Source organism: Streptosporangium oxazolinicum, from assembly GCF_039537505.1.
GTDB lineage: Bacteria > Actinomycetota > Actinomycetes > Streptosporangiales > Streptosporangiaceae > Streptosporangium > Streptosporangium oxazolinicum.
Genome location: NZ_BAABAQ010000002.1, coordinates 1,004,955 through 1,031,107 on the forward strand (window position 1 = coordinate 1,004,955; position 26,153 = coordinate 1,031,107).

A 26,153-nucleotide genomic window follows, 5' to 3' on the forward strand; every position below is an offset into this window, starting at 1 on the left:
GAGACCTACAGGCGCCTACAGGGGAGGAAAACCGGGGGCGCGGCGCTCGACGAAGCTGGCGACGCCCTCGGCGAAGTCCGGCCGGGTGAAGGATTCGGCCATCAGGTGCGTCGCGGCCGCCTCCGACGCCTCCAGGCTCCGCTGCCCGTCGCCCCAGATCTGACGCTTGATCACCGCCATCGAGGCCGGGGAACTGTGCGTCGCCAGCTCGTGGGCGTAGGCCAGCGTCTCCTCCATCAGCCTCTCCCCCGGCACCGACCGGCCCGCCAGGCCCAGCTCGTACGCCTCGGCGCCGGTGAAGACGCGGCCCGACAGCAGCAGGTCCATCGCCCTGGCCTGACCGGCCAGGCGGGGCAGGATCCACGACATGCCGTACTCGGCGATCAGGCCGCGCCGGGCGAAGGCGGTGGTCCACTTGGCGTCGGCGGCCGTGAAGACCAGGTCGCAGAGCAGGGCGTGGACCATGCCGAGCCCGGCGCAGGCGCCGTTGACGGCGGCGATGATCGGTTTGCGGATCGTGGTCGGGAAGGTGGTGGGGCGCGGGTCCGGCTGCCCCGCGTAGGAGCCGTCCCGGAGGGCGGTGAGCGTCCGGAAGTCCGCCCCGGCGCAGAACCCCCTGCCCGCGCCGGTGACCACGATCACCCGGACCTCGGGGTTCTTCTCGGCCTCGGCCAGCCGGTCGAAGTAGCGGCGGCCCATCTCGTCGGTCCAGGCGTTGAGCCGGTCCGGACGGTTGAACGTCAGCGTCAGCACGCTCCGCTCGATCGACGACAGCACCAGATCGACCATCCCGCATCCCCCTCGCGAACCCGGAGAACCACAGAATATCGTTCTATACCTTTTCCCTCTCCGGCGTCAGCATGTGCGAGCGGACCAGATCCTCGACCGTGGCGCGCAGGCCGAGGAAGGAGGAGGTGCGCTTGACGGCGAGGGCCCGGTAGGCGGGCAGGTCGATCGGCACCTCGGCGGCGACCCTGCCGGGGCCGCAGGCGAAGACGAGCACCCGCTGGGCGAGCAGGACGGCCTCCTCCACGTCGTGGGTGACCATCAGCACGGTGGTGCCCGTGTCGCGCCACACCTCGCGCAGGAAGAGCTGCATGTCCTCCTTGGTCTGCACGTCCAGTGCCCCGAAGGGCTCGTCCAGCAGCAGTACGGCCGGCTCGCACGCCAGCGCCCTGGCGATCGCCACCCGCTGGCGCTGCCCGCCGGACAGCTGCCGGGGCAGCGCGCCCGCCAGGGACGACAGCCCGACCTCGCCGAGATACCAGCGGACCCGCCGCTCCCTGTCCGCCCTGGAGATCGGCAGCAGCCGCAGCCCGAAGGCCACGTTCTCGGCGACGGTGAGGAAGGGGAACAGCGCGCCCGACTGGAAGACCAGCCCGCGCTCGGGACCCGGGCCGGTGACGGGTGCTCCGCCCAGCGAGATGGATCCCGCGCTCGCCGGGGTGAGCCCGGCGACCAATGACAACAGCGTCGACTTGCCGGAGCCGCTCGCCCCGACCACGCACACGAACTCCCCCGGCTCCATCGACAGGTCGATGCCGTCCAGGACGCGCGTGACCCCGTAGTCCTTGGCCACGCCGCGCAGCACGAGGGTCATGCCGTCCACCTCCCACAGCGGCCACCCGCGACCCGTGGCACGGACCTCACACCACCCACCTCCCGAGACGATCGCGCAGGACGCGCAGCGCGACGTCGATCAGCAGCCCGACGATCCCGATCACGATGAGCACCGCGAAGATCTTGTCGGTCTGCAGGAACCGCTGGGCCCGGACGATCCGGTAGCCGAGCCCCGACTCCGCGGCGACGAGCTCGGCCACCACCACGAAGTTCCACGCGGCGGCGGCGTTGATCCGCGCCGCGTCCACGACCGCCGGGAGCGCGTACGGCCAGGTCACCTTCCTGAGGATCTCGCCGCGCCGGGCGCCGAGGGTGGCCGCGGCCTGGCCCAGCTCACCGGGCACCCGCCGTACGGCGTCGGCGACCATCAGCGTGTTGAAGAACACCACGCCCAGCACGAGGATCGCGATCTTGGAAGGCTCGCCGAGGCCGAGCCAGATGATCAGCAGGGGGATGAAGGCGGCGGCCGGCATGTAGCGGAGCAGGCCGACGGCCGGTTCCAGCAGGGCCAGCGCCACGGCCGAGGTGCCCATCGCGACGCCCAGCGGTACCGAGACCAGCACCGCCAGCCCGAACCCGGCCCCGACCCTGCCGAGGCTGGCGAGGGTGTCGTCGAGCAGCTGCCCGGTGCCCAGCATCTCCGCGAACGCCTCCAGGACGGCCAGCGGGGAGGGCAGGAAGGTGGGGTCGACCAGTCCCGCCGTACTGACGGCGGCCCAGAGGGCGAGCGGGACCAGTACCGAGGCCGCCCGCAGGCCCCAGCGGGTCCGGGCGGACGTGCCCCGCACTCCCGGCAGGCCGGTGCCGGAGCCCGGTCCCCGTCTCCACAGGCGTCCCGGCCGGGCCGCGCGCCGGGGCAGCGGCTCCCAGTCCCGGCGTCCCGCGCCGGGAGGCGCGACGGGCTCCGCGGTACGCGCGCTCATCAGGGCCTCGACCTTCCGGGTGGCGAGCAGGGCGAGCCGGACCCGCCCTGGCCACAACCGGTCGTCGCCCGGCGTTGTCTCCGTCTCCATGTCGGCGCTCCCGCTCCCAGGACGTTCATGACGCTCATGGCTTGAGGCTCCTGACAAACTTCGGCTCGAACAGGCCCTCCAGCGACGGCTCGGTGTCGGCCAGGCCCGAGTCGACGAGGAACCTCGCGATCAGCGCAGCCTGGTGGCCGAGGTGGTCGCCGGTGTCACCGGGTTCGAAGGCGGCGAGGTTGTCCTCCAGGGAGAAGATCGTGGTCCCCGCATCGTAGCTCGCGTAGTCGGCCTCGCTCACCCCCGCCCGCTTGGCCATGATCGCGGTGGCGGCGGTCTTGTTGGCGGCGATCCACTCCAGGGTCTCGAACCAGGTCTTCACCAGGGCCTGTACCTCCTGTGGCCGCTCGGCGACCAGTGAGGCGGCCACCACCAGATGGTCGGGGACGGCGCCGGGGAAGTCCTTGGAGGTGGCGATGGCCGCAGAACCGGGCAGTTCCAGGGCGGTGGTGGTGAAGGGCGCGAACACGCCGACCGCGTCCACCTGGCCCGCCTTGAAGGCCGCGGCGGCGGCGTCGGTCGGCAGCGCCTTGAAGGTGACGTCCTTCTCGGTCAGCCCCGCCTTCCGCAGCGCGAGCAGCAGCAGGTAGTGGTCGACCGTCCCCTGCTCGGCCGCGACGATCCTGCCCCTCAGGTCGGCCACCGTGGAGATGCCGGACCTGGCGATGATCTGGTCGTTGCCGGTGGAGTTGTCGTTGACCAGCACGATCGTCTGCTTCGCCCCGCCGGACACCGAGGCGATGGTGTCGTTGAGCGTCTGGCTGTTGGCGTCGACGTTGCCGGTGGCCAGCGCGGTCAGGCTGTCGGTGTAGCTGTCGAAGTACTTCAGCTCGACGTCGAGGCCGTTCTTGGCGAAGAGCCCTCTCTCCTCGGCGACCTGCCAGGGGAACCAGCCGGGCCAGGCGGAGAAGCCCAGCGTGAGGGTCTTCTTCCCGCCGGACGCGCCGGACGCGCCGGACGCGGGCTCGGCGGCCCCGCCGGGCGTGGACGCGCACGCCGCGCAGGCGGCGAGCAGGCCGAGCGGCACGAGCAGACGGAACGAGACCGGCGACCGGAGCGAACGGAGCAGGCCGAGCGGGCGGGACAGGACCGGTGGGCGGAGGGTGACGAGCAGGCGGCGGAGCATCAGGAGGCTCCCTTCCTCGCGGGCAGGTGCCCGGAACGGACCAGGCAGCCGAGGGTGTCGCAGATGACACGGGTGGCGATCAGCGAGGTGATCTCCGCGTTGTCGTAGGGCGGCGAGCACTCCACGACCTCGATCCCGGCCAGCGGCGCCGCGTCGGCGATGATCTGGATGAACTTCAGGACCTCGCGCGGCAGGAAGCCGCCGGGTTCCGGCCAGCCGGTGCCGGGGACGAACGCGGCGTCCAGGCAGTCGACGTCGAAGGAGAGCCACACGGCCTCGGCGTCCTTCCAGGCGACCTCCAGCGCGCGCTCGGCCGCCGCCTCGATGCCCATCTCCACGCAGTCGGTGACCGTCATGATCGTGGTGCCGCGCTCGCGGCCGACCTTCACCCCCGGCCGGGGCGCCTGCCAGCCGCCGATGCCGATCTGCACCAGGTTCTGCGGCGGCACGTTGGGGATGTCGGTGGCGTGGAACCACGGCGTGGTGTGCATGCGCTCGTCGAGGTCGGTCTCCTGGGTGTCCACGTGCCGGTCGAAGTGGATGATCCCGAGGTTGCCCGACAGGTGCTCGGCCACACCGCGCACGGTCGGGTACCCGATGGAGTGGTCACCGCCCAGGACGACCGGGAACGCCCCGCTGGAGTAGACGTGCGAGACGGCCTTGGAGATCTGGTCGAAGGTCTTCTCGATGTTGCCGGGGATGGTGAACACGTCCCCGAGATCGGCCATCGTGATCGACTCGCGCAGGTCCACCCCCAGCTCGAAGCTGTAGGGGCCGTACAGGGCGGAGATCTTCCTGATGCCCTGCGGGCCGAAGCGGGTGCCCGAGCGGTAGGTCGTGCCGCCGTCGAACGGCGCGCCCAGGATCGCCACGTCGTACGCGCCGCAGCGCCGCACGTCCTCGACGTACGGGGCCTTGAGGAAGGTGTTGATCCCCGCGAAGTGCGGCAGTTCCCCCCGGGAGAAGGTCGGGATGCGCCGGTCGACGATGGAGTCGGCGCCCTGCAGGCCCACCTCCAGGGCCCAGGCGACCTCGCGTTCCCAGTTGGTGGTGGGCAGTTCGGCCTCGCGGTCGACGGCGAAGCGGGCCTCGGGGCCGTACCGGCCGGGACCCGAGGGGGCCGCGCCGGAGGGGCCCTGACGGGCGGGGTCGGAAGCGGACGGGTGCCAGTGCATGGAGCTCCGATCAGCTCGGAACCCGGCCGGAGGGCAGCCGGGATCGGCCGGCCTCCCGGGCTTTTGTCCCGCCGTGGAACGGCCGCGCGGCCGCCTGCACCTCTCGGACCAGTCCCGCGCCGACGCCGTACGGCCTCACGGTCGTGGCGCCCGGCGTCGGCGGCGGCGGAACCCTAGGTGCGCCCCACCATGAGGTGGGTCACTGCAAGTGCATCGCCGGTACGTTTCCCCTGGATTAACCCCCCGTTGCGGTCCGGTGACCGAGTGCGCGCGCCAGGGAGTCGGGGTGGTGGACGAAGTTCGGCGACAGCAGCCGGTCCTCGTAGTAGCGGTGGAAGACCGGTGTGGCCGAGGCCGACATGGGGGGCACGATCCAGGTCCAGTCGGCCGGGCAGACGCGTCCCTCCTTCTCCTCGCGTTCCAGATGCGTCAGGAAACGCCTGGACTCGGTGTGGTGGTCCGTCATCGTCACCCCCGCCCGCTCGAAGGAGTGCAGGACCGCCACGTTCAGCTCCACCAGCGCGTAGTCCCGCCAGAGCGAGCGGTCGCTTCCGGTGTCCAGCCCCATGCGCCGGGCGATCACCGGCGTCAGGTCGTAGCGGTCGACGTCGGCCAGGTTGCGGGCGCCGATCTCGGTGCCCATGTACCAGCCGTTGAACGGGGCCGCCCGGTAACAGATCCCGCCGATCTCCAGGCACATGTTCGAGATGACCGGCACCGCGTGCCAGCGCAGTCCCAGCTGCTCGAACCACGGGTAGTCGGGGTGCGAGAGCGCGACCTCCAGCACGGCGTCACCGGGGATCGTGGACAGCAGCGGCGGCCCGTCCCCCATCGAGACCGCCAGCGGCAGGACGTCGAAGGGGCTTCCGGGACCGCCGGGCCAGCCGAGTTCACGCAGCATCGCGGTGAAACCGGTGTAGCGGGGGTCGCCGACGACCGAGCCGTCCTCCATCGCGTACCCGGCGTAGCGGATGAGCTGCTCGTTCCAGATCCTCGGCCCCGGGACCCCCGGCCGGTCCTGGGGGAACACGGTGATCGTCGGGCGGATCCGGCGGCCCGGCGCCGCGTCCCGCAGGTGGTTCACGCACTCGACGGCGACCCCCTCGGCCGTGGTGACGTGCCGCCGGTCGCGCACCCGCAGCGAGCGCCAGTACAGGCGTCCGATGCACCTGCCGCTGTTGCGCCAGGCCACCCTGGCGCCGAAGATCAGCTCGCCGGGGGTGTGCGTGTACGTCCCGGTCCTGGCGATCTCCTGCCGGACCTCGCGCAGGCGTTCCCGCAGGACCCCCGCCCCGGGATTCTCCGTGTAGAACAGCCTGAGGTAGTCCTCGGCCGCCACGTCGACCGGGGGCGCCTCGGAGACACCGCCGGGGACGCTCGTGACCCCTGGGACCCCGGGAACGTCGTAAAGCGGATCCGGCGCACGCCGCCGGGACCTTCGCCAGGTCAGCACAGAAAAAACCACCAATTGTGGCTCACGGGCACGACGACCGTTCCGGGCGGCGCGGTGCCCTGAACGCGGCGGCCCTTCCCCGCTGCGATCGCTGTTGTCCGCGGCAACCGCGCACCGGTTCGCTCGCCAAGATCAGCCAAGATCACAGCGGCACCGGGCGCGGCGCTCCTCATTTTCTGTGATTCACCAGGTTTTGTCCGGCGAATCGGAACGCGAGGGGCTGCCTAAAACAGGCCAGAAGACGGCGAAAGGCCCCGGAAGCTGGGCTTCCGGGGCCTTTCAACTGGCTCCCGCGATAGGACTCGAACCTATAACCTGCCGGTTAACAGCCGGCTGCTCTGCCGATTGAGCTACACGGGATTGCGCTTTGCGCTGGTCGGACCGGGTGTCCCCCGTTCCTTGCGGCGCAGGAATAGATTAGCGCACTCCATGGGTGTGTGTCGCATCGATACTCCGGGGTAGGTGCGAGACGAGGCGATCCGCGAGTGATCAAGGACAGGGTCCGCGGAACATGCTTGTGGAGGTGGACATGCGTTATCGACTGATGCTCGGGGTGGGATTCGCGGTCGGCTACATCCTGGGAAGCCGCGCCGGCCGGGAACGGTACGAGCAGATCAAGCGGATGGCCCAGCGGGTCTCCGACAACCCCGCCGTACAGGAGACGGCCGGCCTGATGGGCGCCAAGGTCTCCAAGGCGACGGGCGTGGCGAGGAACAAGGTGAGCGACGTGGCCAGGAACCGGCTGCCGTTCCTGCGCTCGGCCAACGGCTGGCACAGTGAGGAGCACGACGACACGGGCACCGGCTGGCCGGACAACCAGAGGACGAACGCGCCCTACTGATCTTCCTGCCGCCACCCCGTCGGCACCCACGGGCCGGGAACGGCCCGTCGGTGCGAAAGGCCCCTCAGGGGGCCTTTCGCGTGTCCGCGGTAGATCCCCCCGGAAGCCCGGTTCAGCCAGGAACGGACGGACTCGCACGGCCTCGGCTCGTACGGGATCTCAGACGCCGAAGCTCCGGCGTGTCTCCTCAAGCGCCTGCTCCGCGAGGGCGCGCAGGCCGGGGTCGTCCGGGTCGAGGCCGGAGTCGAAGACGAACTCCCAGATCAGCCGGTCGGCGTCGGCCTTCCTCGCCACCAGTCGCACTCCCCCTCGCGCGTCCAGCGGGACGTACTGGTTGACCACGATCGAGGCGGTCACCCGCTCCCGCACGGCCTCGGGGATCCGGCCGGGCTCGGGCAGCAGCGCCCGGTGCGACCGCCCGTCGGTGGTGCCGACCGTGAGCCCCTCCTCGTCCCACACCCCGCGATCCACCCGGAACCAGGGCAGGCGCTCACCGCCCAGGTAGAGAGCCTTGTCCGCGGCGATCACGTAGCCGTCTGGACCCTCGGCGTAGGCGAGCACCCGGTCGCCCGGGGCGACGGCCGCGCGGACCTCGGAGGGCATGCGATTGAAGAGCTTCACCGTTCCACGGTATCCGCCAGCAGGTCGAGGGTGAGCGCCGCCGACCAGGAGAAGTCCCGGCTGCCCCGCCCGCTGCCGTCGAAGGGGTCGAAGCACTCGCGGAAACCCGCCTGTCGTACGAGGCGCAGGGTGCCCGCGCCGAGCACCCGCGCCAGCGCCGGCAGGTCGTGCACGGCCGCCGCCCGCCGCAGCAGCCAGTTGGCGTTCACCCAGGACGGCCCGCGCCAGTAACAGGACCGGTCGAACTGCTGGGCGCGGATCTCGCAACTCGGCACCGGATATCCGGCGGCCCCCATGAAACGGGCCGACTCCAGCACCCTCACCAGCTCCGCGACCCGCTCGCCGGGCATCCCCTGGTCGAGCATCGGCCCGAAGCAGCCGATCGTGCACACGGGGCTGAGCCGCCCCTCACGCAGGTCGCGGGCGCGGAAGACGCCGTCGTCCCAGAGGCGTTCCAGCAGCGCCGAACGGATCCGCTCCACCGCCTCCCGGTACGGGCCCGCGTCCGCGCCCGCCACCGGGGCCAGCTCGGTGAGGGCCTGGCAGGAGGCGAGCCAGATCCCGTTGAACATCGGGTCCTCGACCGCGAACGGGTGCTCGTCGCGCAGGTAGGCCGGATCGTAGCCGGAGTCCCGGTAGCCCAGGGCGAGCGCCATGTAGCGGTCGTGGCGGCTGTCGGGACGCCGGTCGGCGGGCTCCTCGCTCCGCCGGTAGGCGTGGCGGACCGGAGGCAGCGCCTCCAGCGACGCGTCCCAGGCGGGGCTGTCGTCCATCCCGGACTCCCACGGGTGCACGATCGCGGCGAGCCCTCCCCCGCCGAGATCCCTGGAGGTGGCGAGGTAGTCGTGCTGGGCGACCAGCATCGGGTAGAGCCGCCGCACCAGGGCCACGGCCGTGTCACGGTCGGCCGCGTGCCGCCATATCCACCACAGGGCCAGCGCGTGCAGCGGCGGCTGCGTCAGCCCGGAGGTGCACACGGCGTGGGGAGAGGCCGGGTGGTCCCGGGAGCGCCAGACCGAGGGGCCGGGGAAGTAGCCCTCCGCGTGGACGGGGTGGAAGACGATGTGCGGCACCATCCCGGTGCCCCACTGCCCCGCCAGCAGGCTGATCAGCTCGGTTCCGGCCCTGCGGGTGTCCCAGCGGGCCAGGCCGATCGCGACGAAGGTGGAGTCCCAGTTCCACTGGTGGGGGTAGAGGCCGGGCGCGGGAACGGTCGCGGACCCCGTCCAGTTCGCGTCGAGCACGGCCCATGCCTCGCGCCCGAGCGCGGCGTCGTCGACCGCCGCTCGCGACTCCATCCGCCCAGTCTGCGCTTGTATCGGCCAGGAAAACAGTCCGGTCCGCCTCGAATGCACCAAACAGGGGTAACGTGTGGCTCCCGGAACGGGCGCGAACCCGGAGGACGCGGGCCTCCGGATGATCGCGGCAACGGTAGTCCCCGGTGACGGAACCGCCGGAACGACGCGGGCCCCGGGTGGTCGGTGAGAACGGCGCGGCCCGAAACCGGACGTACGCGGGGGGCTCCCGGGCGATCGGCACGGGCCAGGAGCGGGCCGCGGAACGGGCTCGAAAAGGGGTTCCCCGACGATCACGACGGCGAGGCCGCAGAACGGCGCGGGCCCCGGGAACGGAGGTTCCCGGGGCCCGCGCCGTGTGGCTCCTCAGTCGAGGTAGTCGCGAAGCATCTGCGCCCGCGTCGGGTGCCGGAGCTTGGCGAGGGTCTTGGACTCGATCTGCCGGATGCGCTCGCGCGTCACGCCGAACTCCCTGCCGACCTCCTCCAGGGTCCGCGGGTGCCCGTCCGCGAGCCCGAAGCGCAGCTGGATGATGCGCTGCTCACGATCGGAGAGGGTCGCGAGGATGTCGTCGAGCTGGTCCTGCAGCATGATGAAGGCCGCCGCCTCCATCGGCACGACCGCGTCGGCGTCCTCGATGAAGTCTCCGAGGTCGGAGTCCTCCTCGCCGATCGGCGACTGGAGCGAGACCGGCTCCTGGGCGATCCGCTGGATCTCGATCACCCGGTCGATCGGCAGGTCCATCTCCAGGGCGATCTCCTCGGGCGCGGGCTCGCGGCCGAGGTCCTGGTGGAGCTGACGCTGCACCCGTACCAGCTTGTTGATCGTCTCGACCATGTGCACCGGAATCCGAATGGTGCGCGCCTGGTCCGCGATGGCCCTGGTGATCGCCTGGCGAATCCACCAGGTGGCATATGTGGAGAACTTGTAGCCCTTGGTGTAGTCGAATTTCTCGACCGCCCGGATGAGCCCGAGGTTGCCCTCCTGGATGAGATCCAGGAACAGCATCCCGCGTCCCACATATCTTTTGGCGATTGACACGACCAGTCGCAGATTGGCCTCGATCAGCCGCTGCTTGGCCCGCGTGCCCTGCCAGGCGAGCTCCTTGAACTCCGGGAAGACCAGACGCGAGACGACGCTGGTCAGCTTGTCCTCGGCGAACAGGCCCGCCTCGATGGACTTGGCGAGCTCCACCTCCTCCTCGGCCGTGAGCAGCGGCACGCGACCGATCTCCCGCAGGTATATGCGGACAAGATCGCTGGTCGGGGCCCTTTTCCCGACATCCTCCTCATCGACCCGGGCGGGCTCCTCGTCGCCCTGGGGCTCAAGGACCTCCACTCCCTGCTCGGCGAGCATGCGGACGACGCGTTCGAGCGCGTCGGACGGCAGCTCGGACTTGTCGAGAGCGGCGGCCACGTCATCGACCGTGACGCTTCCGCGCTCTCTTCCCTTCGTGACGAGGTCGGCCACCTGGTCTACCGATGGCGGCCCACTTGGCAGCACCGATGCACCCACGGGAGACAGTCTGCTGTATTGGGTCCCCCAAATGGCAGACCTATTTTTGTCACCGGAGGTAAGGCCACGATCATTATCGGATCGAGACCTTATTCGGGTTTGGTGTAATCAGCCCGGGGATATTAATGCCAATTACGCCGTCAGCTCCCGGCCGTGCGATCCTTGAGCACGCGCCGCTGCTGTTCCAGCGCGACCAGCTCTCCGAAGAGCCGGTTGTACTCCTGCTGCTCGTCGACCGGGTTCGTCCGCTGCATTCTCGACTTGAGCCGCTCGATGGCCCGCGAGACCGAGACGAGTTCCAGGGCGGCCAGCATGGCCGAGGCGTAGCGCTCCTCGCTCGCCAGATCGGCCCGCAGCTCCTCGACGGCGAACCGGGTGACGACCCCGCGCAGGGACTCCTCGGCCCCGCGAAGCAGCAGGTCGACCCACTCGCGTCCGCCCTGCCCCGCCGTGGCGGTGCCGCCGGAGTCGACGATCAGCCGGTAGAGGGCCACGTGCTCGGCGAGCGTGAACGCCTCCGCCCCCAGCGCCTCGAAACCCGGGCCGAGCAGCGCGGGACGCTGCACGGCCAGCCGCAGCACCTCCGCCTCGGTCCGGACGCCGGGGTCGGTGAGGTCGGCGACCTTACGCGGCCCCGCGGGGCGCTGGGCGCCCGGCTGGGCCGCCGCGGAGACCTCGGTGATCCGGTCGAGGACGAAGCGCTCGTTGTTGAAACCCAGCCACCGGTCGAGGTCGACGGCGTACAGCTGGCGCAGGGACCTGTCCTTGATGCCGGCCACGATCGGGGCGGCGGCGTCGAGGGCGGAGAGCCGCCCCTCGTTGGTGCTCGCGTCGTAGCGGGAGATCACGCTGCGGATGGCGAACGCGAACAGCGGCTCCCGCCCGGCGATCAGGTCGCGCACGGCCGCCTCACCGTGCCTGACGCGCAGGTCGCACGGGTCGAGGCCGTCGGCCTGCACCGCGACGAAGGTCTGGGTGACGAACTTCTGCTCGTCGGCGAAGGCGCGCAGGGCCGCCTTCTGGCCCGCCGCGTCGCCGTCGAAGGTGAAGACCACCTCGCCGTGCGACCCCGACTGGTCGAGCAGCAGCCGCCGGAGCACCTTGATGTGCTCCTCGCCGAACGCGGTGCCGCAGGTGGCGACCGCCGTCGGCACACCCGACAGGTGACAGGCCATCACGTCGGTGTAGCCCTCGACGATCACGGCCTGGGAGCGCTTGGAGATCTCGCGCTTGGCCAGGTCGACGCCGTAGAGGACCTCGCTCTTCTTGTAGAGCGGGCTTTCCGGGGTGTTCAGGTATTTCGGTCCGTCTTCGGCGTCGTTCAATTTCCGTGCGCCGAAACCGATGACGTCGCCGGTGATGTCGCGGATGGGCCAGACCAGCCGTCCCCTGAAGCGGTCGATCGGGCCGCGCCGCCCCTCCTTGGCCAGCCCGCCCTTGATCAGCTCCGCGGTGGTGAAGCCCCGGGCCATCAGGTGCCGCGAGAGGGCCTCCCACTCGGCGGGGGCGTACCCGACGCCGAAGCGCTCGGCGTCGACCCGCTCGAACCCGCGCTCCGACAGGAACCTGCGCCCGATCGCGGCGTCGGGGGCGGACAGCTTCGAGACGTAGAACTCCGCCGCCGCCCGGTGCGCCTCGATCAGGCGGATGCGCTCGCCCTGCTCGCGCCCGGGTACGTAACCGCCCTGCTCGTAGCGGAGCTGGACGCCCGCCCGGTTGGCCAGCCGCTCGACCGCCTCGCCGAACGACAGGTGCTCCAGGCGCCGGACGAAGGTGATGACGTCGCCGCCCTCGGCACAGCCGAAGCAGTACCAGTAACCCCGGGTGGGGGTCACGTTGAAGGACGGGCTCTTCTCCTCGTGGAAGGGACAGAGCCCTTTCAGGTTGCCGCCGCCGGCGTTGCGGAGCTGGATGTGCTCCCCCACGATGTCGGCGATCGGCGAGCGCTCCCGTACGAGCGCGATGTCCTCATCACTGATCCGGCCTGCCACGCCGCGAGTCTAGTCCGGCCTTCCGACAGATCGGCGCGAGGAGCCGGCCCGGCCCCGCTCCGATCCTCCGGCGGGCCGGAGTGCCACCACCGGGACGGGAGGGACAGGAGGAACGAGGACTTTCCCGAAGTGGTCGTGACCAACCGGGACGTCGGTTACAAAGGTAAAGGCGGATTCTCGATAATGTACGCGGGTGGAGATCATGCGATCGGGGCACATAGCACGATTGGCCGCCGTGACCGGCGCGGTGCTCGTTACCGGGGCCTGTGCGTCGCCGGGCGGGGTGGCGGGCATCAGCACCGCGGTCCCAACCCCCGGAGCGGAGTCCGCGTCCGGGTCACCGGCCTCGTCGGTCACCGCGACCATGCCCGAGGCGACCCCGACCCCCGTCCCCCGGACGGCGGTCGACCGCCCCAAGGCCGACCCTCCGGTGCAGGTCCCGCCGCCGAAGGTTTCCAAGCACACCTACGTCTTCCCGGTGAAGGGCTGCTCGGTCACCTACGAGAGCAGGCTCCTGGTGCTGCCCAAGACCACGATCTGGGCGGGCAAGGGCTGCTCGTTCGTCTCTCCGGTGAACGGCGTGGTCGACGAGGTCAACGTCAAGAACCGGTGGGCGCCCTCCACCGATCGCGGCGCCGACCGTGAGGGCCGGTTCGTCACGGTCATCGGCGACGACGGCGTCCGCTACCTCGGCGGCCACCTGGACAAGATCGCCCTGGGGATCAGGCCGGGACTGCGCGTCAGCGCCGGTCAGGTCCTGGGCCAGATCGGCAACTCGGGCAACGCCCGCTCGACCGCGAGCAACCTCTACTTCGCGATCTCCTGGAAGACCTCCCCCTCGATGTGGTGGGTGCGCCGGGGCATGGTCAAGCCCTGGAACTACCTGGACGCCTGGCTGAAGGGCAATCCCACGCTCTCCCCCAGTGAGGAGATGCGGGCCGTGATGAACCAGACCGGGGCGGCTCCCCGCTGCTTCACCCTGTGCGCGTCGAAACCGCAGCCGACGCCGACGAAGAAGCCCACCAAGAAGCCGGAGCGTCCGCAGGAGCCGGTGCAGATCCCGCTGAACGGCGCTACCTGAACCGGGAACGCGACAACACGGTCCCGTCCACGTCACCGGCCGGGCCGGGTGCCGGGGACGCGACACGATCCGGCCGACGGCCCGCCGGGGCGCGGTGCCGGGCGACCACGAAGGCGCTGGGAACGTGACACGGCCCGGCCGACGGCCCAGGCGGACCCCGGAGGTGTCGGCGAACGCGACACGGTCAGCGGCCCAGGCGGACCAGCGGTCCCGGAGGTGTCGGCGAGCGCGACACGACCCCGTCAGCGGCCCGCCAGGGCGCGGTGCCAGGCGACCGCGGAGGTGTCGGTGAGCGAGGAGATCTGGTCGACGACCACGCGGAGCCGTCCGGCGTCACCGGCGGCCCTGGTGAAGGCGGGCCTGAACGCGGGCTCCAGGGTCCCGGGGGCGCCCAGCATGATGTGGTGGGCCAGGTCGTGGATCAGCTCGCGCTGCCTGACCTGGTTGGCGTTGTGCGCGTCGCTGGTCATCACGTAGTGGGCCGTGACCCCCTTGAGCAGCGCGCACTCCAGCCGGGTGGCCCTGGGCACGATCAGGTCGGCACTGTAGCGCCCGGCCGCCGGTCCGTACGCCTCGCGGGTGGCGATCTCGGCGGACTTGCAGAAGTGGCCGATGAGCGAGCTGGTCAGCCCCTTGATCGCGGCGAGGTCGGCGAGTGAGCGGTCGAAGTGGCGGGGCCAGAGCGGCTGGGTGATCAGGCGGCAGAAGAGGTCCTCCAGCTCGCCGGGCTCGGCGTCGGGGGCGTACCACTCGCGGGTGGTCGCGCAGACCTCGCGGCGCTCCGCCGGATCGCGCATCGCCTCCAGCACCACGCTGCCGGAGTGCAGGGCGTCCTCCAGGTCGTGGACGGAGTAGGCGACGTCGTCGGCCCAGTCCATGATCTGGGCCTCGAAGCTGACCCGCCCCTCCGGTGCGCCCTCCCTGATCCACTCGAAGACCGCCATGTCGTCGTCGTAGACGCAGTACTTGGCGCTCCTCTCGCGGGTCCACGGGTATTTGACCGCGGCGTCCAGGGAGGCGCGGGTGAGGTTGAGCCCGGCGCTGCGGCCGTCCTCGGTGACGACCTTCGCCTCCAGCCGGGTCAGCAGGCGCAGGCTCTGCGCGTTGCCCTCGAAGCCGCCGCACCCGGCGGCGAGCTCGTTGAGCGCCGTCTCCCCGTTGTGGCCGAACGGCGGGTGGCCAAGATCGTGGGCCAGGCAGGCGGTCTCCACCAGGTCGGGGTTGCGGCCGAGGGTCTCCCCCATCTCACGGCCGATCTGCGCGCACTCCAGGGAGTGGGTCAGCCGGGTGCGGGGGATGTGCTGGCCGCTGCCGAGGGTCTCTCCAGGACCGACGACCTGGGTCTTGGCGGCGAGCCGCCGCAGCCCGGCGCTGTGCAGCACCCGCGCCCGATCGCGCTCGAACGGGCTTCTGCCGGGGTTGCCGGGTGGTTCCGGCACCCACCTGACCTGATCGTGATCATCGTAGCCATGCATAAGTGCCCTGATTTTATCCGCGAAAGGCCCCGGCCATGCCGAACAGCGGGAAAACACCTGGTTATCGGGCATGTGCCGCCGTTCCTCGCCCGTCCACGCGGCGCGCCGGGAGCACGACCGCCCGCACGGGCGTGGTGTCTACCGGGCCCGCGGCCGCCCCGGTGAGGGTGGGGCGGGCCGCGGGGACCGGCTCCGCGAGGTGCCCGAGAAGGCACCCCGCGAAGTGGACGGGGGTCAGCGGGTGTCGGAGCCGCCGCACACCAGGGTGGCGCGGGCGGCCTCCAGGCGGGCGACCGGGACGCGGAACGGCGAGCAGGACACGTAGTCGAGACCGGCCTGGTGGCAGAAGTGGATCGAGTCGGGGTCACCGCCGTGCTCGCCGCAGATGCCCAGCTTCAGGTCGGGACGGGTCGCGCGGCCCCGCTCGACGGCGATCTCGACGAGCCCGCCGACGCCGTCGCGGTCCAGGGTCTCGAACGGGGAGACGCCGAAGACGCCCAGCTCCAGGTACTTGGAGAAGAACGCGGCCTCGACGTCGTCCCGGGAGAAGCCCCAGGTCATCTGGGTCAGGTCGTTGGTGCCGAAGGAGAAGAACTGGGCGGCCTCGGCGATCTGCCCGGCGGTCAGCGCAGCGCGGGGCACCTCGATCATCGTGCCGATCAGCGCGTCGACGCCGGTCTCCTCGAGGATCCGCCGCGTCTCGTCCTTGACGTGCTCCAGCTCCTGGACGGCGGCCACCAGCGGGATCATGATCTCCGGGCGGCTGCCGGGCACGGCCTTGGCCGCCGCCGCGATCGCCCGGACCTGCATGGCGAACACGCCGGGGATGACCAGGCCGAGCCGTACGCCGCGCAGGCCCAGCATCGGGTTCTCCTCGTGGAGCCGCTTGAGCGCGGCCAGGAGCGCGCGGTCCTTCTCCTCCGCCGCGTCCCCCGCGACGGCGACCTTCACCGACAGCTCGGTGTAATCGGGCAGGAACTCGTGCAGCGGCGGGTCGATCAGGCGGATCGTGACGGGCATGCCCTCCATCGCCTGGAAGATCTTCGTGAAGTCCTCCCTCTGCAGCGGCTCCAGCGCGGCCAGGGCCCGCTCGCGCTCCTCGGCGGAGGTGGCCAGCACCAGGTCCTCGACCAGGCTGCGGCGCTCGCCGAGGAACATGTGCTCGGTGCGGCAGAGCCCGACGCCCTGGGCGCCGAACCTGCGCGCCCTGGCGGAGTCCTCGCCGGTGTCGGCGTTGGCGCGCACGGCCATCCGGCGCACCTCGTCGGCGTGGGACATGATCCGGTGTACGGCGCGGACGAGCTCGTCGTCCGTGTCGCCCGAGCCCTCGAAGTACTCCACGACCGGGGAGGGGACCACCGGCACCTCGCCGAGGTAGACGGCCCCGCTGGTGCCGTCGATGGAGATGACCTCTCCTTCGGAGACCACGAGGCCGGAGGCCGTGGTGAACGTACGGTCCCTGGCGGAGACCTCCAGCTCCTCGGCGCCGCAGACGCAGGTCCTGCCCATGCCCCTGGCGACCACGGCGGCGTGCGAGGTCTTGCCGCCACGGCTCGTCAGCACGCCCTGGGCGACGATCATCCCGGCCAGGTCGTCGGGGTTGGTCTCGCGGCGGACCAGGATGACGGCCTCTCCCTGTCCGGCGAGCTCGACGGCCCTGGCCGTGGAGAAGACGGCCTTGCCGACGGCCGCGCCCGGCGAGGCGTTCATCCCCATGGCGATCGCCTTGCTGCCGGAGTCGTCGGCGAAGCGGGGGAACATGAGCTGGGCGAGCTGGTCGCCGGTCACCCGGGTCACGGCCTCGTCCAGGTCGATCACCCCCTGGTCGACGAGCTGCACGGCGATGCGGAACGCGGCGCCCGGGGTCCGCTTGCCCACCCGGGTCTGGAGCATCCACAACTTGCCGCGCTCGACCGTGAACTCGATGTCGCACAGGTCGCGGTAATGGTCCTCCAGCGTCTTCATGGTCCGCATGAGCTCGTCGTAGACGGGCTTGTCGATGCCCTCTAGCTCCTGCAGCCGCATGGTGTTGCGGATGCCCGCGACCACGTCCTCGCCCTGGGCGTTCTGCAGGTAGTCGCCGTACACGCCCTGCTGGCCGGTGCCGGGGTCACGGGTGAAGGCCACCCCGGTGCCGGAGTCCATGCCGCGGTTGCCGAAGACCATCGAGCAGACGCTGACCGCGGTGCCCAGGTCGGCCGGGATGCGCTCCTGGCGGCGGTACAGGACCGCGCGCGGGGCGTTCCACGACGCGAACACGGCCTCCACCGCCATGCGCATCTGCAGGTGGGGGTCGGCGGGGAAGTCCTCGCCGGTCTTGGCGTGGACGATCTCCTTGTACGTCGCGACCAGGCGCCTGAAGTCGGCCGCCTCCAGCTCCAGGTCGTCGCGGCCGCCCTTGAGCTCCTCCAGGGCGTTGTCGAAGAGCTCGCCGTCGATGTCCTGGACGGTCTTGCCGAACATCTGGATGAGGCGCCGGTAGGAGTCCCAGGCGAAGCGCTCGTTGCCGCCCGCCTGCTTGGCCAGCCCGTGGACCGAGTCGTCGTTGAGCCCGATGTTGAGAACGGTCTCCATCATGCCGGGCATGGAGAACGCGGCCCCGGAGCGTACGCTCACCAGGAGCGGGTCGTCGGCCTGGCCCAGTTTGCGGCCCATCGCGCTCTCCAGGGCGGCCAGGTGCTCGGAGACCTCCTCCTGCATCCCCTCGGGAGGGGTCCCGTTCGCGAGGAAGCCGCGGCACGCCTCGGTGGTGATGGTGAAGCCGGGGGGCACCGGCAGCCCGAGGTTGGTCATCTCGGCGAGGTTCGCTCCCTTACCGCCGAGCAGATCCCTGAGATCTTTGTTGCCCTCGGTGAAGTCGTAAACGTACTTCGGCACGGTTGCTCCTTCTGCGACTTCAAAACGACGTCTGGTTCCGCCTCTCTCCGGACTCTACCGACGAACAGGACAACGAAACGGCACCCACCAGGTGACACAGCATTATCGCAGCTCAGAGCATGTAAACCGGTCTAATCCAATTCAAATCAAGACCAAATACGAGGTGATATCGATCACCCAAAGAATTGGTTTACACCAATTGGTATAAACCAATTTCCCTGGCATTCAACCCCGTTCACGGCCGGTTCAGCGACCCGCGAGGCCCGCTTCGGCGAGGGGGTTCAGGTCGGGAACCTCCCCCTCCGCGGGGCCCTCGCCGGACGGCAGCCACAGCACGAACACGCTCCCCGCGCCCAGCCGGGAGAACAGCCGCACGTGCCCGCCGTGCGACTCCACGATCTGGCGGACGATCGCCAGGCCCAGCCCGCTGTGCCGGTCGCGGCGGCTGGTCTGGCCGCGCCAGAAACGGTCGAACACCCGCGCGTGGTCGTCCTCGGGCACCCCGGGCCCGGCGTCGCGCACCGCCACCCAGATCCAGCCGCCGGTGCTTCCCGCCGCCACGACGACCTCGCTCCCGGCGGGCGCGAGCCGTACCGCGTTGGAGAGCAGGTTGCCCACGGCCCGGCGCAGGGCGTCGTGGTCGCCCACCCCGCGCAGCCCGGCGGGTAGCACCCTGCGGATCGAGAGCCCGCGCCCGGCGGCGAGCGTGGTGAACTCCTCGGCCGCCTCGGCGGCCAGCGTCCCCACGTCCACCTCGGCGTCGGCCAGCGCGGGCGCGGACCGGCGCGCGGTCGCCAGCAGGTCCTCGACCAGGCGGGTCATCCGGGTGGTGGCCCGGTCCACGATGGCCACCGCGCGCATCCGCTCCTCCTCGGTGCTGTCGGGCGAGGCGAGGACGGCGTCCACGTTGGCCCGGATGATGGCCAGCGGGCTGCGCAACTCGTGGGAGGCGTCGTCGATCAGCTGCCGCTGCGCCAGGAAGGCGCCCTCCAGGCGGCCGAGCATGGTGTCGACGGTGTCGGCGAGGTCGCGCAGCTCGTCCTTCGGCCCGGTGAGCAGGATCCGCCGCGACAGGTCGGTGCCCTGGATCTCGGCGGCGGCCCTGGTGATCGAGCGCACCGGGCGCAGCACCCGGCCGGAGAGCACCCAGCCGATGCCGAAGCTCGCCAGGAAGAGCCCGCCCAGGGTGAGGAGCGAGTAGTCGCGCAGGGTCCGCAGGGTGAGCAGGTTGACCGCGTTCTCGACCTCGGCGAGCTCGACGACGGGGGCCTTGCCCACGTAGCGCTCGGTGTCGACGCTGTAGAGCTTGGCCTGCTGGACGGTGTAGGGCCGCTCCTCGGCGCTCCTGGCCACGGCGACGTACAGCAGGCCGATGACCAGCGCGGAGAGCAGGAACAGCAGGCTGGAGTACAGGACGGTCAACCGGAAGCGGATCGTCTGGACGAAGGAGAGTCTGGAGAGTCTCACGTGTCCTCCCGCAGCCGGTAGCCCTTGCTCACCACGGTCTCGATCACGGCGTCGGCGCCGAGCTTGCGCCGCAGGTTCCCCACCGTCACCCGCACGGTGTTGGTGAACGGGTCGGTGTGCTCGTCCCAGACGTGCTCCAGCAGCTCCTCGGCGGAGACGACGTGTCCGGGGCGGGTCATCAGGTAGTGCAGCACCCCGAACTCCTTCGGGGTGAGTCCCAGCTCGCGCCCGCTCGAATGGGCCTCCACCCGGGAGGTGTCCAGCCGCAGCGCCCCCACCTGAAGGATCGCCGTGCCACCGCCCGGCTCCCTGCGCAGCAGCGCGCGGACGCGGGCCAGGAGCTCGGGGAAGGCGAACGGTTTGACCAGGTAGTCGTCGGCGCCCTCGTCCAGCCCCCTGACCCGGTCGTCCAGCCGGTCCCGCGCGGTCACCATGATGATCCGCACGGCCTGGCCCTGGTCGGTGCCGCGTAGTGCCCGGCACACCTCGAAGCCGTCGCCTCCGGGCAGGTTGAGGTCGAGAAGGACCAAGTCGTACGCGTTGACCTGGAGCTTCTCTCGCGCCTGGGCCACGTCGTAGGCGACGTCGACCGCGTACCCGGCCCGGACGAGCCCCACCCGCAGGGCGTCGACCAGATCTTCCTCATCTTCGACAACGAGCAGTCGCATGGTACGAACCTAGGTCGTGTGCGGCCGGAAACGCGGATGCCACCGCCGTCTCGCGCTTTCGTTCACGTCTGTCCACTTCCGGTCACTCCCGGATGATCCGTTCGGCGACGGGTGCCGCCCGGTCGATCGGGATGGCGAAGCCGATGCCGATCGACCCGGCCCCCCGCCGCGAGAGCGTCGCGATCGCGGTGTTGACCCCGATCACCTCGCCCCGGGCGTTGACCAGCGGGCCTCCGGAGTTGCCGGGATTGATGGAGGCGTCGGTCTGCAACGCGGTCTGCCCGCTCCCGCCCAGCCTCACCTGACGGTCGAGGGCGCTGACGATGCCGCCGGTGACCGTACCCGCCAGCCCCAGCGGGGAACCGATGGCCAGCACCTGGTCACCCACCGCGACGTCCGCGGATCTCCCCAGCTCCGCGGGGACCAGCCCTTGGGCGTCGTCCACCCTGAGCACCGCGAGGTCGTACGCCTCGTCGGTGCCCACGACAGTGGCGGGCAGGCGCCGCCCGTCGCTGAGCACGACGGTGACGCTCGTGCCACCGGCCAGGACGTGCGCGTTGGTGAGCAGGTGCCCGGCGCCGTCGATCACGAAGCCGGAGCCCGAGCCCCGGCCGGACTCGACCGACACGACGCTCGGCAGCACCTTCGCCGCCGTACCGCTGAGGCCGCCCGCGACCCCCGCCGGGCCGGACGGACCGGACGGGCCCGCAGTGGACCGGGGCAGCGCCACGGGGGCAGCCTCCCCCGCCCCTGCCAGCCGGGCCCCCGCGACGCCCGCCACGCCACCGGTGACCACGGCGACGAGCGCCGCGGCGACCAGGACGTGTCCCGCCCCCGCCCTCCGCGCGGTGGCCGCCGGGCCCGGTGGCGGGCCGGTCTCCTTCGGTGGCGCCGCCGGGGGTGGGTCCCCCGGGGCGAAACCGGGACCCCGCGGCCGCCCGAGGCCCGGGAGCCGATCGTGTGATGTCACCATGGCCGACTCCTCACAGGATCCTCGAGAACCAGAACAGGGAGGTTCCGGCCGCCACGACCGCGCCGAGCAGGGCCACCCCGACGAACCACGGCCAGATCTCCTGCCGCTCGGTCCGGTAGCCCACCGAGCTGCCGATGTCGTCGTAGACGGCCCGCAACTCGCCGCCGGAGGCCGCCTCGTAGAAACCCCCGCCGGTACTCTCGGCCAGCTCGCGCAGCGCCGGGCCGTCCACCGGCACCGCGGTGTCCCGGCCGCCCATCTGGATCGTGCCCTCGGAGGTGCCGTACGCGATGGTCGAGACCGGTACGCGCCGGGAGGCCGCCTCCCGCGCCGCCAGCTCCGGTGAACGCCCCATGGTGCTCGACCCGTCGGACATCAGCACGATGTGGGCGGGCGGCCGTTCCCCGCCCTCGCCGTCCTCCAGGGTGTCGATCGCGTCCAGGGACGAGAACACCGCCTCGCCGATGGCCGTGCCGGAGTCCGTGGTGAGCCGGTCGATCGCGGACAGCACCGCCGCCCGGTCGGCGGTGGGCGGCACGCTCACCGAGGCCGAGGACGAGAAGGTGACCAGGCCGAGGTTGAACCGGGGAGGCAGGTCCGCGACGAACCGCCGCGCGGCCTCCCGCGCCGCCGCGAACCGGTTGGGCGCCACATCCGTGGCCTGCATCGACGCCGACACGTCGAACGCTACGATGATCGTCGCCTGTTCCCTCGGGACCCGCACCTCGGCCGTCGGCCGCGCGAACCCGACGACGAGGAGCACCAGCATCCCCATGAACGCCGTGACGGGCACGTGCCTGCGCCACCCCGGCCTCCTGGGCGCCAGCTTGTCCAGCAGGTCCAGGTTGGTGAACCGCAGGGCGTACCGGCTGCGCCGCAGGTACATGACCACGTAGAGAACCGCGATCATCAGGGCGGGCACCAGCAGCCACAACCAGACGGGGGACAGGAACGTCATGCCACACCACCTCTCGCGCCACTCACCCCGCGGGCCCGCGCCAGGCGGCGCTGGAGCACGACGTGACGGACCAGGTCGCGGACCCAGTCCCGGTCGGTGCCGAGACGCAGGTGCGCGGCCCCCGACCGGCGCAGGGCGGTCGCGATGGCCGCCCGCTGCCCCGCGGCGGCCTCGGCGTAGCGCTCGCGGAGACGGCCTCCGGCCGTGGAGACCTCCCTGCGGCGGCCGGTCTCCGGGTCGACGAGGGTGAGCACGCCCACGTCGGGCAGGGTGAGCTCCCTGGGGTCGACGACCTCCACCGCGAGGAGCTGGTGGCGGAGCGCGAGATGGCGTAACGGCCGCTCCCAGGTCTCCGGGGGATCGAGGAAGTCCGAGACGACGACCACGAGCCCGCGGCGGCGCACGACGCGGCGGAGGTCGTCGGCGGCCGGGCCGACGCGCGGCGCCGGGGTGCCCGGCACGGTACGCGGCAGCGCGAACACGGCGCCGAGCAGCGCCATGAGATGCGGCCGCCCGCTCCTGGCGGGGAACCGCCGGACCTCACCGCCGTGCAGGAGGTGCGCCCCGACGCGGTTGCCCGTCCGCTCGGTGAGGAAACCGATCGCCGCGACGGCGGCGAGCGCGAGTTCCCGCTTCTCCATCAGCGCGGTGCCGAAGTCCATGCTGGCGCTGGCGTCGAGCAGCACCCAGGTCTCCAGCTCCCGGTCGGCGATCAGGTCGCGTACGTGCGGCTCCGCCGTGCGGGCGGTGACGTTCCAGTCCATCCGGCGCACGTCGTCACCCGGCGCGTACGGCCGCGCCTCGGCGAGCTCGCCACCGGGGCCGGGGGTGAGCCCCCGGTGGTCCCCCTGGAGCAGCCCGTCCAGACGCCTGACGACCGTCAGCTCCAGCCGCCGGAGCACCCGCTCGGACAGCAGGTGCCGCATCAGGCCGCCTCTCCCTGCCCGGGGGCGATCCTGGGCATCGGGGTCGCCGCGACCACCCGGTCCACGATGTGCCGCGAGGAGACGTCGTCGGCCAGCGCGTCGAACGACGGCACCAGCCGGTGCGCGATCACGTCTCCGGCCAGGTCCGCGACGTCCTCGGGCAGGACGTAGTCGCGCCCGCGCAGCAGCGCCAGCGCGCGGGCCGCGGCGACCAGGCCGAGCGTCGCCCGGGGACTCGCGCCGAAGGCCAGCAGCGGTGCGACGTCCGCCAGCCCGAACCGCGCCGGCTCCCGGGTCGCGTACACCAGCCGGACCGCGTACTCGGCGACGGCGTGGTGGACGAAGACGTCGTCCACGGCTGCCTGGAGCGCCAGCAGCCGTGGGGAGTCGAGCACCCGCCGGGAGACCGGACGGCCGGTGCTCATCCGGTAGAGGATCGCGAGCTCCTCCGACTCGCTCGGGTATCCCACGTCGATCTTCATCAGGAAGCGGTCCCGCTGGGCCTCCGGCAGGTGGTAGACGCCCTCGGACTCGATCGGGTTCTGGGTCGCCAGGACCAGGAACGGGGCGGGCACCGGGTGGGTGCGTCCGCCGATGCTCACCTGGCGCTCGGCCATCACCTCCAGCAGCGCCGACTGGACCTTGGCCGGAGCCCTGTTGATCTCGTCGGCGAGCACGAAGTTGGCCATCACGGGCCCCAGTTCGATGTCGAAGCTCTCCGTGGACGGCCGGTAGATACGGGTGCCGACGATGTCGGCGGGCACCAGGTCGGGAGTGAACTGGATCCGGGCGAACGAGCCGCCCACGACGCCCGCGAGCGTCTCGGCCGCCAGCGTCTTGGCGATGCCGGGAACGCCCTCCAGGAGGCAGTGCCCCCGGGCGAGGACCGCGACGAGCAGGCGCTCGACCATCCGGTCCTGACCGACGATCACCCGCTTGACCTCGAACAGCGCCCGCCCGAGCACGGCGCTCTCCGGCGCCCTCTCCCCCCGCTCCGTCCGCTCCAGCGCCCTCTCCGCCCCGCCGTCCGTGCCTGGCGGGATCTCCCTCACGTGCTCGCCGTACCCGGTCACGGGGCGATCGCGGAGGTCGAGGCGGGGCAGTCGTCGACGAGCAGCCGCAGCTCGATCGCGTCGTGGGCGGGTCGCGGGTCGGCGTGAGCGGCACTTCCCGTGAGCAGGAAGACGGCCCCGCCGAGGGCCACGACCCCCGGTACGGTCTTCCAAGGTGATACGCGCGCCATCGTTCTCCCCTTCGTTGAACGAACGATCACCCTGATGTCATCAAAGGCCTCCGAAAACCGCTGTAAGCCCGCTTTTTATCTCGTCTTTCGCCCGGCGGCTCCTGGCGGCCCCCGGCCGAGCCGGGCGGCCCCCGGCCGAGCGAGGCGCGGAGGAGAGCCGGTGTGGAGGAGGGCCGGTGTGGAGGAGACGGGCGCGAGCGGCCCGGCGGGAGGACCGGGCCGGGAAACTCCTGCCGGGGAAGCCGCGCCGGGGAGAACCATTCCAAGGGGAACTGTTCCGAAGGGGAACTGTTCCGAAGGGGAACTGTTCCGAAGGGGAACTGTTCCGAAGGGGAACGACGACGGCCGGTGACCCCCGGGTGCGGGGGTCACCGGCCGTGGCCGATCGGGCGGGGCGGGCCTCAGTCGTTGAGGTGCTGACGGAGGTAGGAGTCGACCTGGTCGAGGGCCACGCGCTTCTGGGCCATCGAGTCGCGCTCGCGGATGGTCACCGCCTGGTCGTCGAGGGTGTCGAAGTCGACGGTGATGCAGAACGGCGTGCCGATCTCGTCCTGGCGGCGGTAGCGGCGGCCGATCGCGCCCGCGTCGTCGAACTCGACGTTCCACCGGCGGCGGAGCTGGGCCGCCAGGTCCTTGGCCTTGGGCGACAGGTCGGCGTTGCGCGACAGCGGGAGCACCGCGACCTTGACCGGCGCGAGCCGGTGGTCGAGGCGCATGACCGTGCGCTTCTCCATGACGCCCTTGGCGTTGGGCGCCTCGTCCTCGGTGTAGGCGTCGATCAGGAAGGTGAGCGTGGCGCGGTCGACACCGGCGGCCGGCTCGATCACGTACGGGACGTAGCGCTCGCCGGTGTCCTGCTCGAAGAAGCTCAGGTCGGTGCCGGAGGCCTTGCCGTGCGCGGTCAGGTCGAAGTCGGTGCGGTTGGCGATGCCCTCGAGCTCACCCCACTCGGTGCCGGTGAAGTTGAAGCGGTACTCGATGTCGACGGTCCGCTTGGAGTAGTGGGACAGCTTCTCCGGCGCGTGCTCATAGATGCGCAGGTTGTCCTGGTTGATGCCGAGGTCGGTGTACCAGCGGAAGCGCTCGTCGATCCAGTACTGGTGCCATTCCTCGTCGCTGCCCGGCTTGACGAAGAACTCCATCTCCATCTGCTCGAACTCGCGGGTGCGGAAGATGAAGTTGCCCGGGGTGATCTCGTTGCGGAACGACTTGCCGATCTGGCCGATGCCGAACGGGATCTTCCTGCGTGCCGACTGCTGCACGTTGAGGTAGTTGATGAAGATGCCCTGGGCGGTCTCCGGGCGCAGGTAGGCGAGACCCGACTCGTCCTCGACCGCGCCGAGGTAGGTCTTCAGCAGGCCGCTGAACTGCTTCGGCGCGGTGAAGGCGCCCTTGGTGCCGCAGTTGGGGCAGGTGATGTCGGCCAGGCCGCCCGCCGCGGGCTTGCCGTGTTTCTCCTGGTAGGCCTCTTCGAGGTGGTCGGCCCGGTAGCGCTTGTGACACGACTGGCACTCGGTCAGCGGGTCCGTGAAGGTCTCCACGTGGCCGCTGGCCTGCCACACCTCGCGGGCGAGGATCACCGAGGAGTCGAGGCCGACCACGTCGTCACGCCCCTGCACCACGGTCTTCCACCACTGCCGCTTCACGTTGTTCTTGAGCTCCACGCCCAGCGGACCGTAGTCCCACGACGCGCGCAGGCCGCCGTAGATCTCGCTGGAGGGATACACAAGACCGCGCCGCTTGGCGAGGCTGACGATGGTGTCCATGATGTCCGTACGGCGTGCCATAAGGGAGAATCTCCATCCGGCTGGAGGTCGGCGAGGAAT

Annotated in this window: 22 protein-coding genes and 1 tRNA gene; 2 read left to right on the forward strand and 21 right to left on the reverse strand. The window is 71.1% G+C overall.

All coding sequences use genetic code 11. From position 1 onward, the window contains the following. Positions 1–15: 15 nt before the first annotated feature. The 7 genes from ABD817_RS09435 to ABD817_RS09465 form a co-directional block, all read right to left on the reverse strand. Positions 16–789, reverse strand: a complete 774-nt coding sequence (locus ABD817_RS09435; protein ID WP_344917122.1) for an enoyl-CoA hydratase-related protein — start codon at positions 787–789, stop codon at positions 16–18. A 43-nt stretch (positions 790–832) separates the two neighbouring features. Beyond that, a complete protein-coding gene (locus tag ABD817_RS09440) occupies positions 833–1,600 on the reverse strand; it encodes an ABC transporter ATP-binding protein (protein WP_344917124.1) in 768 nt (255 codons plus the stop codon). 46 nt (positions 1,601–1,646) lie between these two features. Beyond that, positions 1,647–2,633 carry an ABC transporter permease gene (locus tag ABD817_RS09445; protein ID WP_344917126.1) on the reverse strand — a complete coding sequence of 329 codons (987 nt, stop codon included), beginning with the start codon at positions 2,631–2,633 and terminating at the stop codon, positions 1,647–1,649. A 34-nt stretch (positions 2,634–2,667) separates the two neighbouring features. Next, positions 2,668–3,768 (reverse strand): ABC transporter substrate-binding protein, encoded by a 1,101-nt coding sequence (locus ABD817_RS09450; protein ID WP_344917128.1) that lies wholly within the window; start codon positions 3,766–3,768, stop codon positions 2,668–2,670. Continuing rightward, positions 3,768–4,943, reverse strand: coding sequence for an agmatinase family protein (locus ABD817_RS09455; protein ID WP_344917130.1), 1,176 nt, complete (start codon positions 4,941–4,943; stop codon positions 3,768–3,770). Before ABD817_RS09455 ends, ABD817_RS09450 begins: the two co-directional genes overlap by 1 nt. A gap of 235 nt (positions 4,944–5,178) precedes the next feature. After that, a complete protein-coding gene (locus tag ABD817_RS09460; protein WP_344917132.1) occupies positions 5,179–6,396 on the reverse strand; it encodes a nitric oxide synthase oxygenase in 1,218 nt (405 codons plus the stop codon). Between the two features lie 284 nt (positions 6,397–6,680). Continuing rightward, positions 6,681–6,756 (reverse strand) — tRNA-Asn (locus tag ABD817_RS09465). Positions 6,757–6,925: 169 nt separating this feature from the next. Between ABD817_RS09465 and ABD817_RS09470 the strand changes: the two genes are divergently transcribed. After that, positions 6,926–7,237 (forward strand): YtxH domain-containing protein, encoded by a 312-nt coding sequence (locus ABD817_RS09470; protein WP_344917134.1) that lies wholly within the window; start codon positions 6,926–6,928, stop codon positions 7,235–7,237. Positions 7,238–7,396: 159 nt separating this feature from the next. On the opposite strand, the gene ABD817_RS09475 is transcribed toward ABD817_RS09470, so the two are convergent. The 4 genes from ABD817_RS09475 to dnaG form a co-directional block, all read right to left on the reverse strand. Further along, positions 7,397–7,858, reverse strand: a complete 462-nt coding sequence (locus ABD817_RS09475) for a hypothetical protein (RefSeq protein WP_329092175.1) — start codon at positions 7,856–7,858, stop codon at positions 7,397–7,399. Continuing rightward, positions 7,855–9,156 carry an MGH1-like glycoside hydrolase domain-containing protein gene (locus ABD817_RS09480; protein ID WP_344917137.1) on the reverse strand — a complete coding sequence of 434 codons (1,302 nt, stop codon included), beginning with the start codon at positions 9,154–9,156 and terminating at the stop codon, positions 7,855–7,857. Before ABD817_RS09480 ends, ABD817_RS09475 begins: the two co-directional genes overlap by 4 nt. 363 nt (positions 9,157–9,519) lie before the next feature. Beyond that, positions 9,520–10,656: an RNA polymerase sigma factor RpoD gene (gene rpoD / locus ABD817_RS09485; RefSeq protein ID WP_344917273.1), complete on the reverse strand. Its 1,137-nt coding sequence runs from the start codon at positions 10,654–10,656 to the stop codon at positions 9,520–9,522. A gap of 152 nt (positions 10,657–10,808) precedes the next feature. Then, positions 10,809–12,659 carry a DNA primase gene (gene dnaG / locus ABD817_RS09490; RefSeq protein ID WP_344917139.1) on the reverse strand — a complete coding sequence of 617 codons (1,851 nt, stop codon included), beginning with the start codon at positions 12,657–12,659 and terminating at the stop codon, positions 10,809–10,811. A 202-nt stretch (positions 12,660–12,861) separates the two neighbouring features. Between dnaG and ABD817_RS09495 the strand changes: the two genes are divergently transcribed. Next, positions 12,862–13,740, forward strand: coding sequence for a M23 family metallopeptidase (locus ABD817_RS09495; protein ID WP_344917277.1), 879 nt, complete (start codon positions 12,862–12,864; stop codon positions 13,738–13,740). A gap of 242 nt (positions 13,741–13,982) precedes the next feature. Here ABD817_RS09495 and ABD817_RS09500 read toward each other — a convergent pair whose 3' ends face one another. The 10 genes from ABD817_RS09500 to ABD817_RS09545 all read right to left on the reverse strand — a co-directional run bounded on the left by ABD817_RS09500 (position 13,983) and on the right by ABD817_RS09545 (position 26,114). After that, complete coding sequence (locus ABD817_RS09500) at positions 13,983–15,215, reverse strand: deoxyguanosinetriphosphate triphosphohydrolase (RefSeq protein WP_344917141.1); 1,233 nt, start codon at positions 15,213–15,215, stop codon at positions 13,983–13,985. 234 nt (positions 15,216–15,449) lie between these two features. Continuing rightward, the gene (gene ppdK, locus ABD817_RS09505) at positions 15,450–18,092 is read right to left on the reverse strand and encodes a pyruvate, phosphate dikinase (protein WP_344917143.1); all 2,643 of its coding nucleotides are present in this window, start codon (positions 18,090–18,092) and stop codon (positions 15,450–15,452) included. A 246-nt stretch (positions 18,093–18,338) separates the two neighbouring features. Further along, entirely contained in the window at positions 18,339–19,559 is a 1,221-nt protein-coding gene (locus ABD817_RS09510) for a sensor histidine kinase (protein WP_344917145.1), read from the reverse strand. Then, positions 19,556–20,227 carry a response regulator transcription factor gene (locus tag ABD817_RS09515; RefSeq protein ID WP_344917147.1) on the reverse strand — a complete coding sequence of 224 codons (672 nt, stop codon included), beginning with the start codon at positions 20,225–20,227 and terminating at the stop codon, positions 19,556–19,558. Before ABD817_RS09515 ends, ABD817_RS09510 begins: the two co-directional genes overlap by 4 nt. 82 nt (positions 20,228–20,309) lie before the next feature. Next, positions 20,310–21,200: a S1C family serine protease gene (locus ABD817_RS09520; protein ID WP_344917149.1), complete on the reverse strand. Its 891-nt coding sequence runs from the start codon at positions 21,198–21,200 to the stop codon at positions 20,310–20,312. Between the two features lie 10 nt (positions 21,201–21,210). Further along, complete coding sequence (locus ABD817_RS09525; RefSeq protein WP_344917152.1) at positions 21,211–22,158, reverse strand: VWA domain-containing protein; 948 nt, start codon at positions 22,156–22,158, stop codon at positions 21,211–21,213. After that, positions 22,155–23,084: a DUF58 domain-containing protein gene (locus tag ABD817_RS09530; protein ID WP_344917154.1), complete on the reverse strand. Its 930-nt coding sequence runs from the start codon at positions 23,082–23,084 to the stop codon at positions 22,155–22,157. Before ABD817_RS09530 ends, ABD817_RS09525 begins: the two co-directional genes overlap by 4 nt. After that, on the reverse strand, positions 23,084–24,091 hold the full coding sequence (locus tag ABD817_RS09535; protein ID WP_344917280.1) for an AAA family ATPase: 1,008 nt from the start codon (positions 24,089–24,091) through the stop codon (positions 23,084–23,086). The genes ABD817_RS09530 and ABD817_RS09535 overlap by 1 nt, the downstream gene beginning before the upstream one ends. Positions 24,092–24,153: 62 nt before the next feature. Next, a complete protein-coding gene (locus tag ABD817_RS09540; protein ID WP_344917156.1) occupies positions 24,154–24,327 on the reverse strand; it encodes a hypothetical protein in 174 nt (57 codons plus the stop codon). 401 nt (positions 24,328–24,728) lie between these two features. After that, positions 24,729–26,114, reverse strand: a complete 1,386-nt coding sequence (locus tag ABD817_RS09545; RefSeq protein WP_344917158.1) for a glycine--tRNA ligase — start codon at positions 26,112–26,114, stop codon at positions 24,729–24,731. Positions 26,115–26,153: the final 39 nt, after the last annotated feature.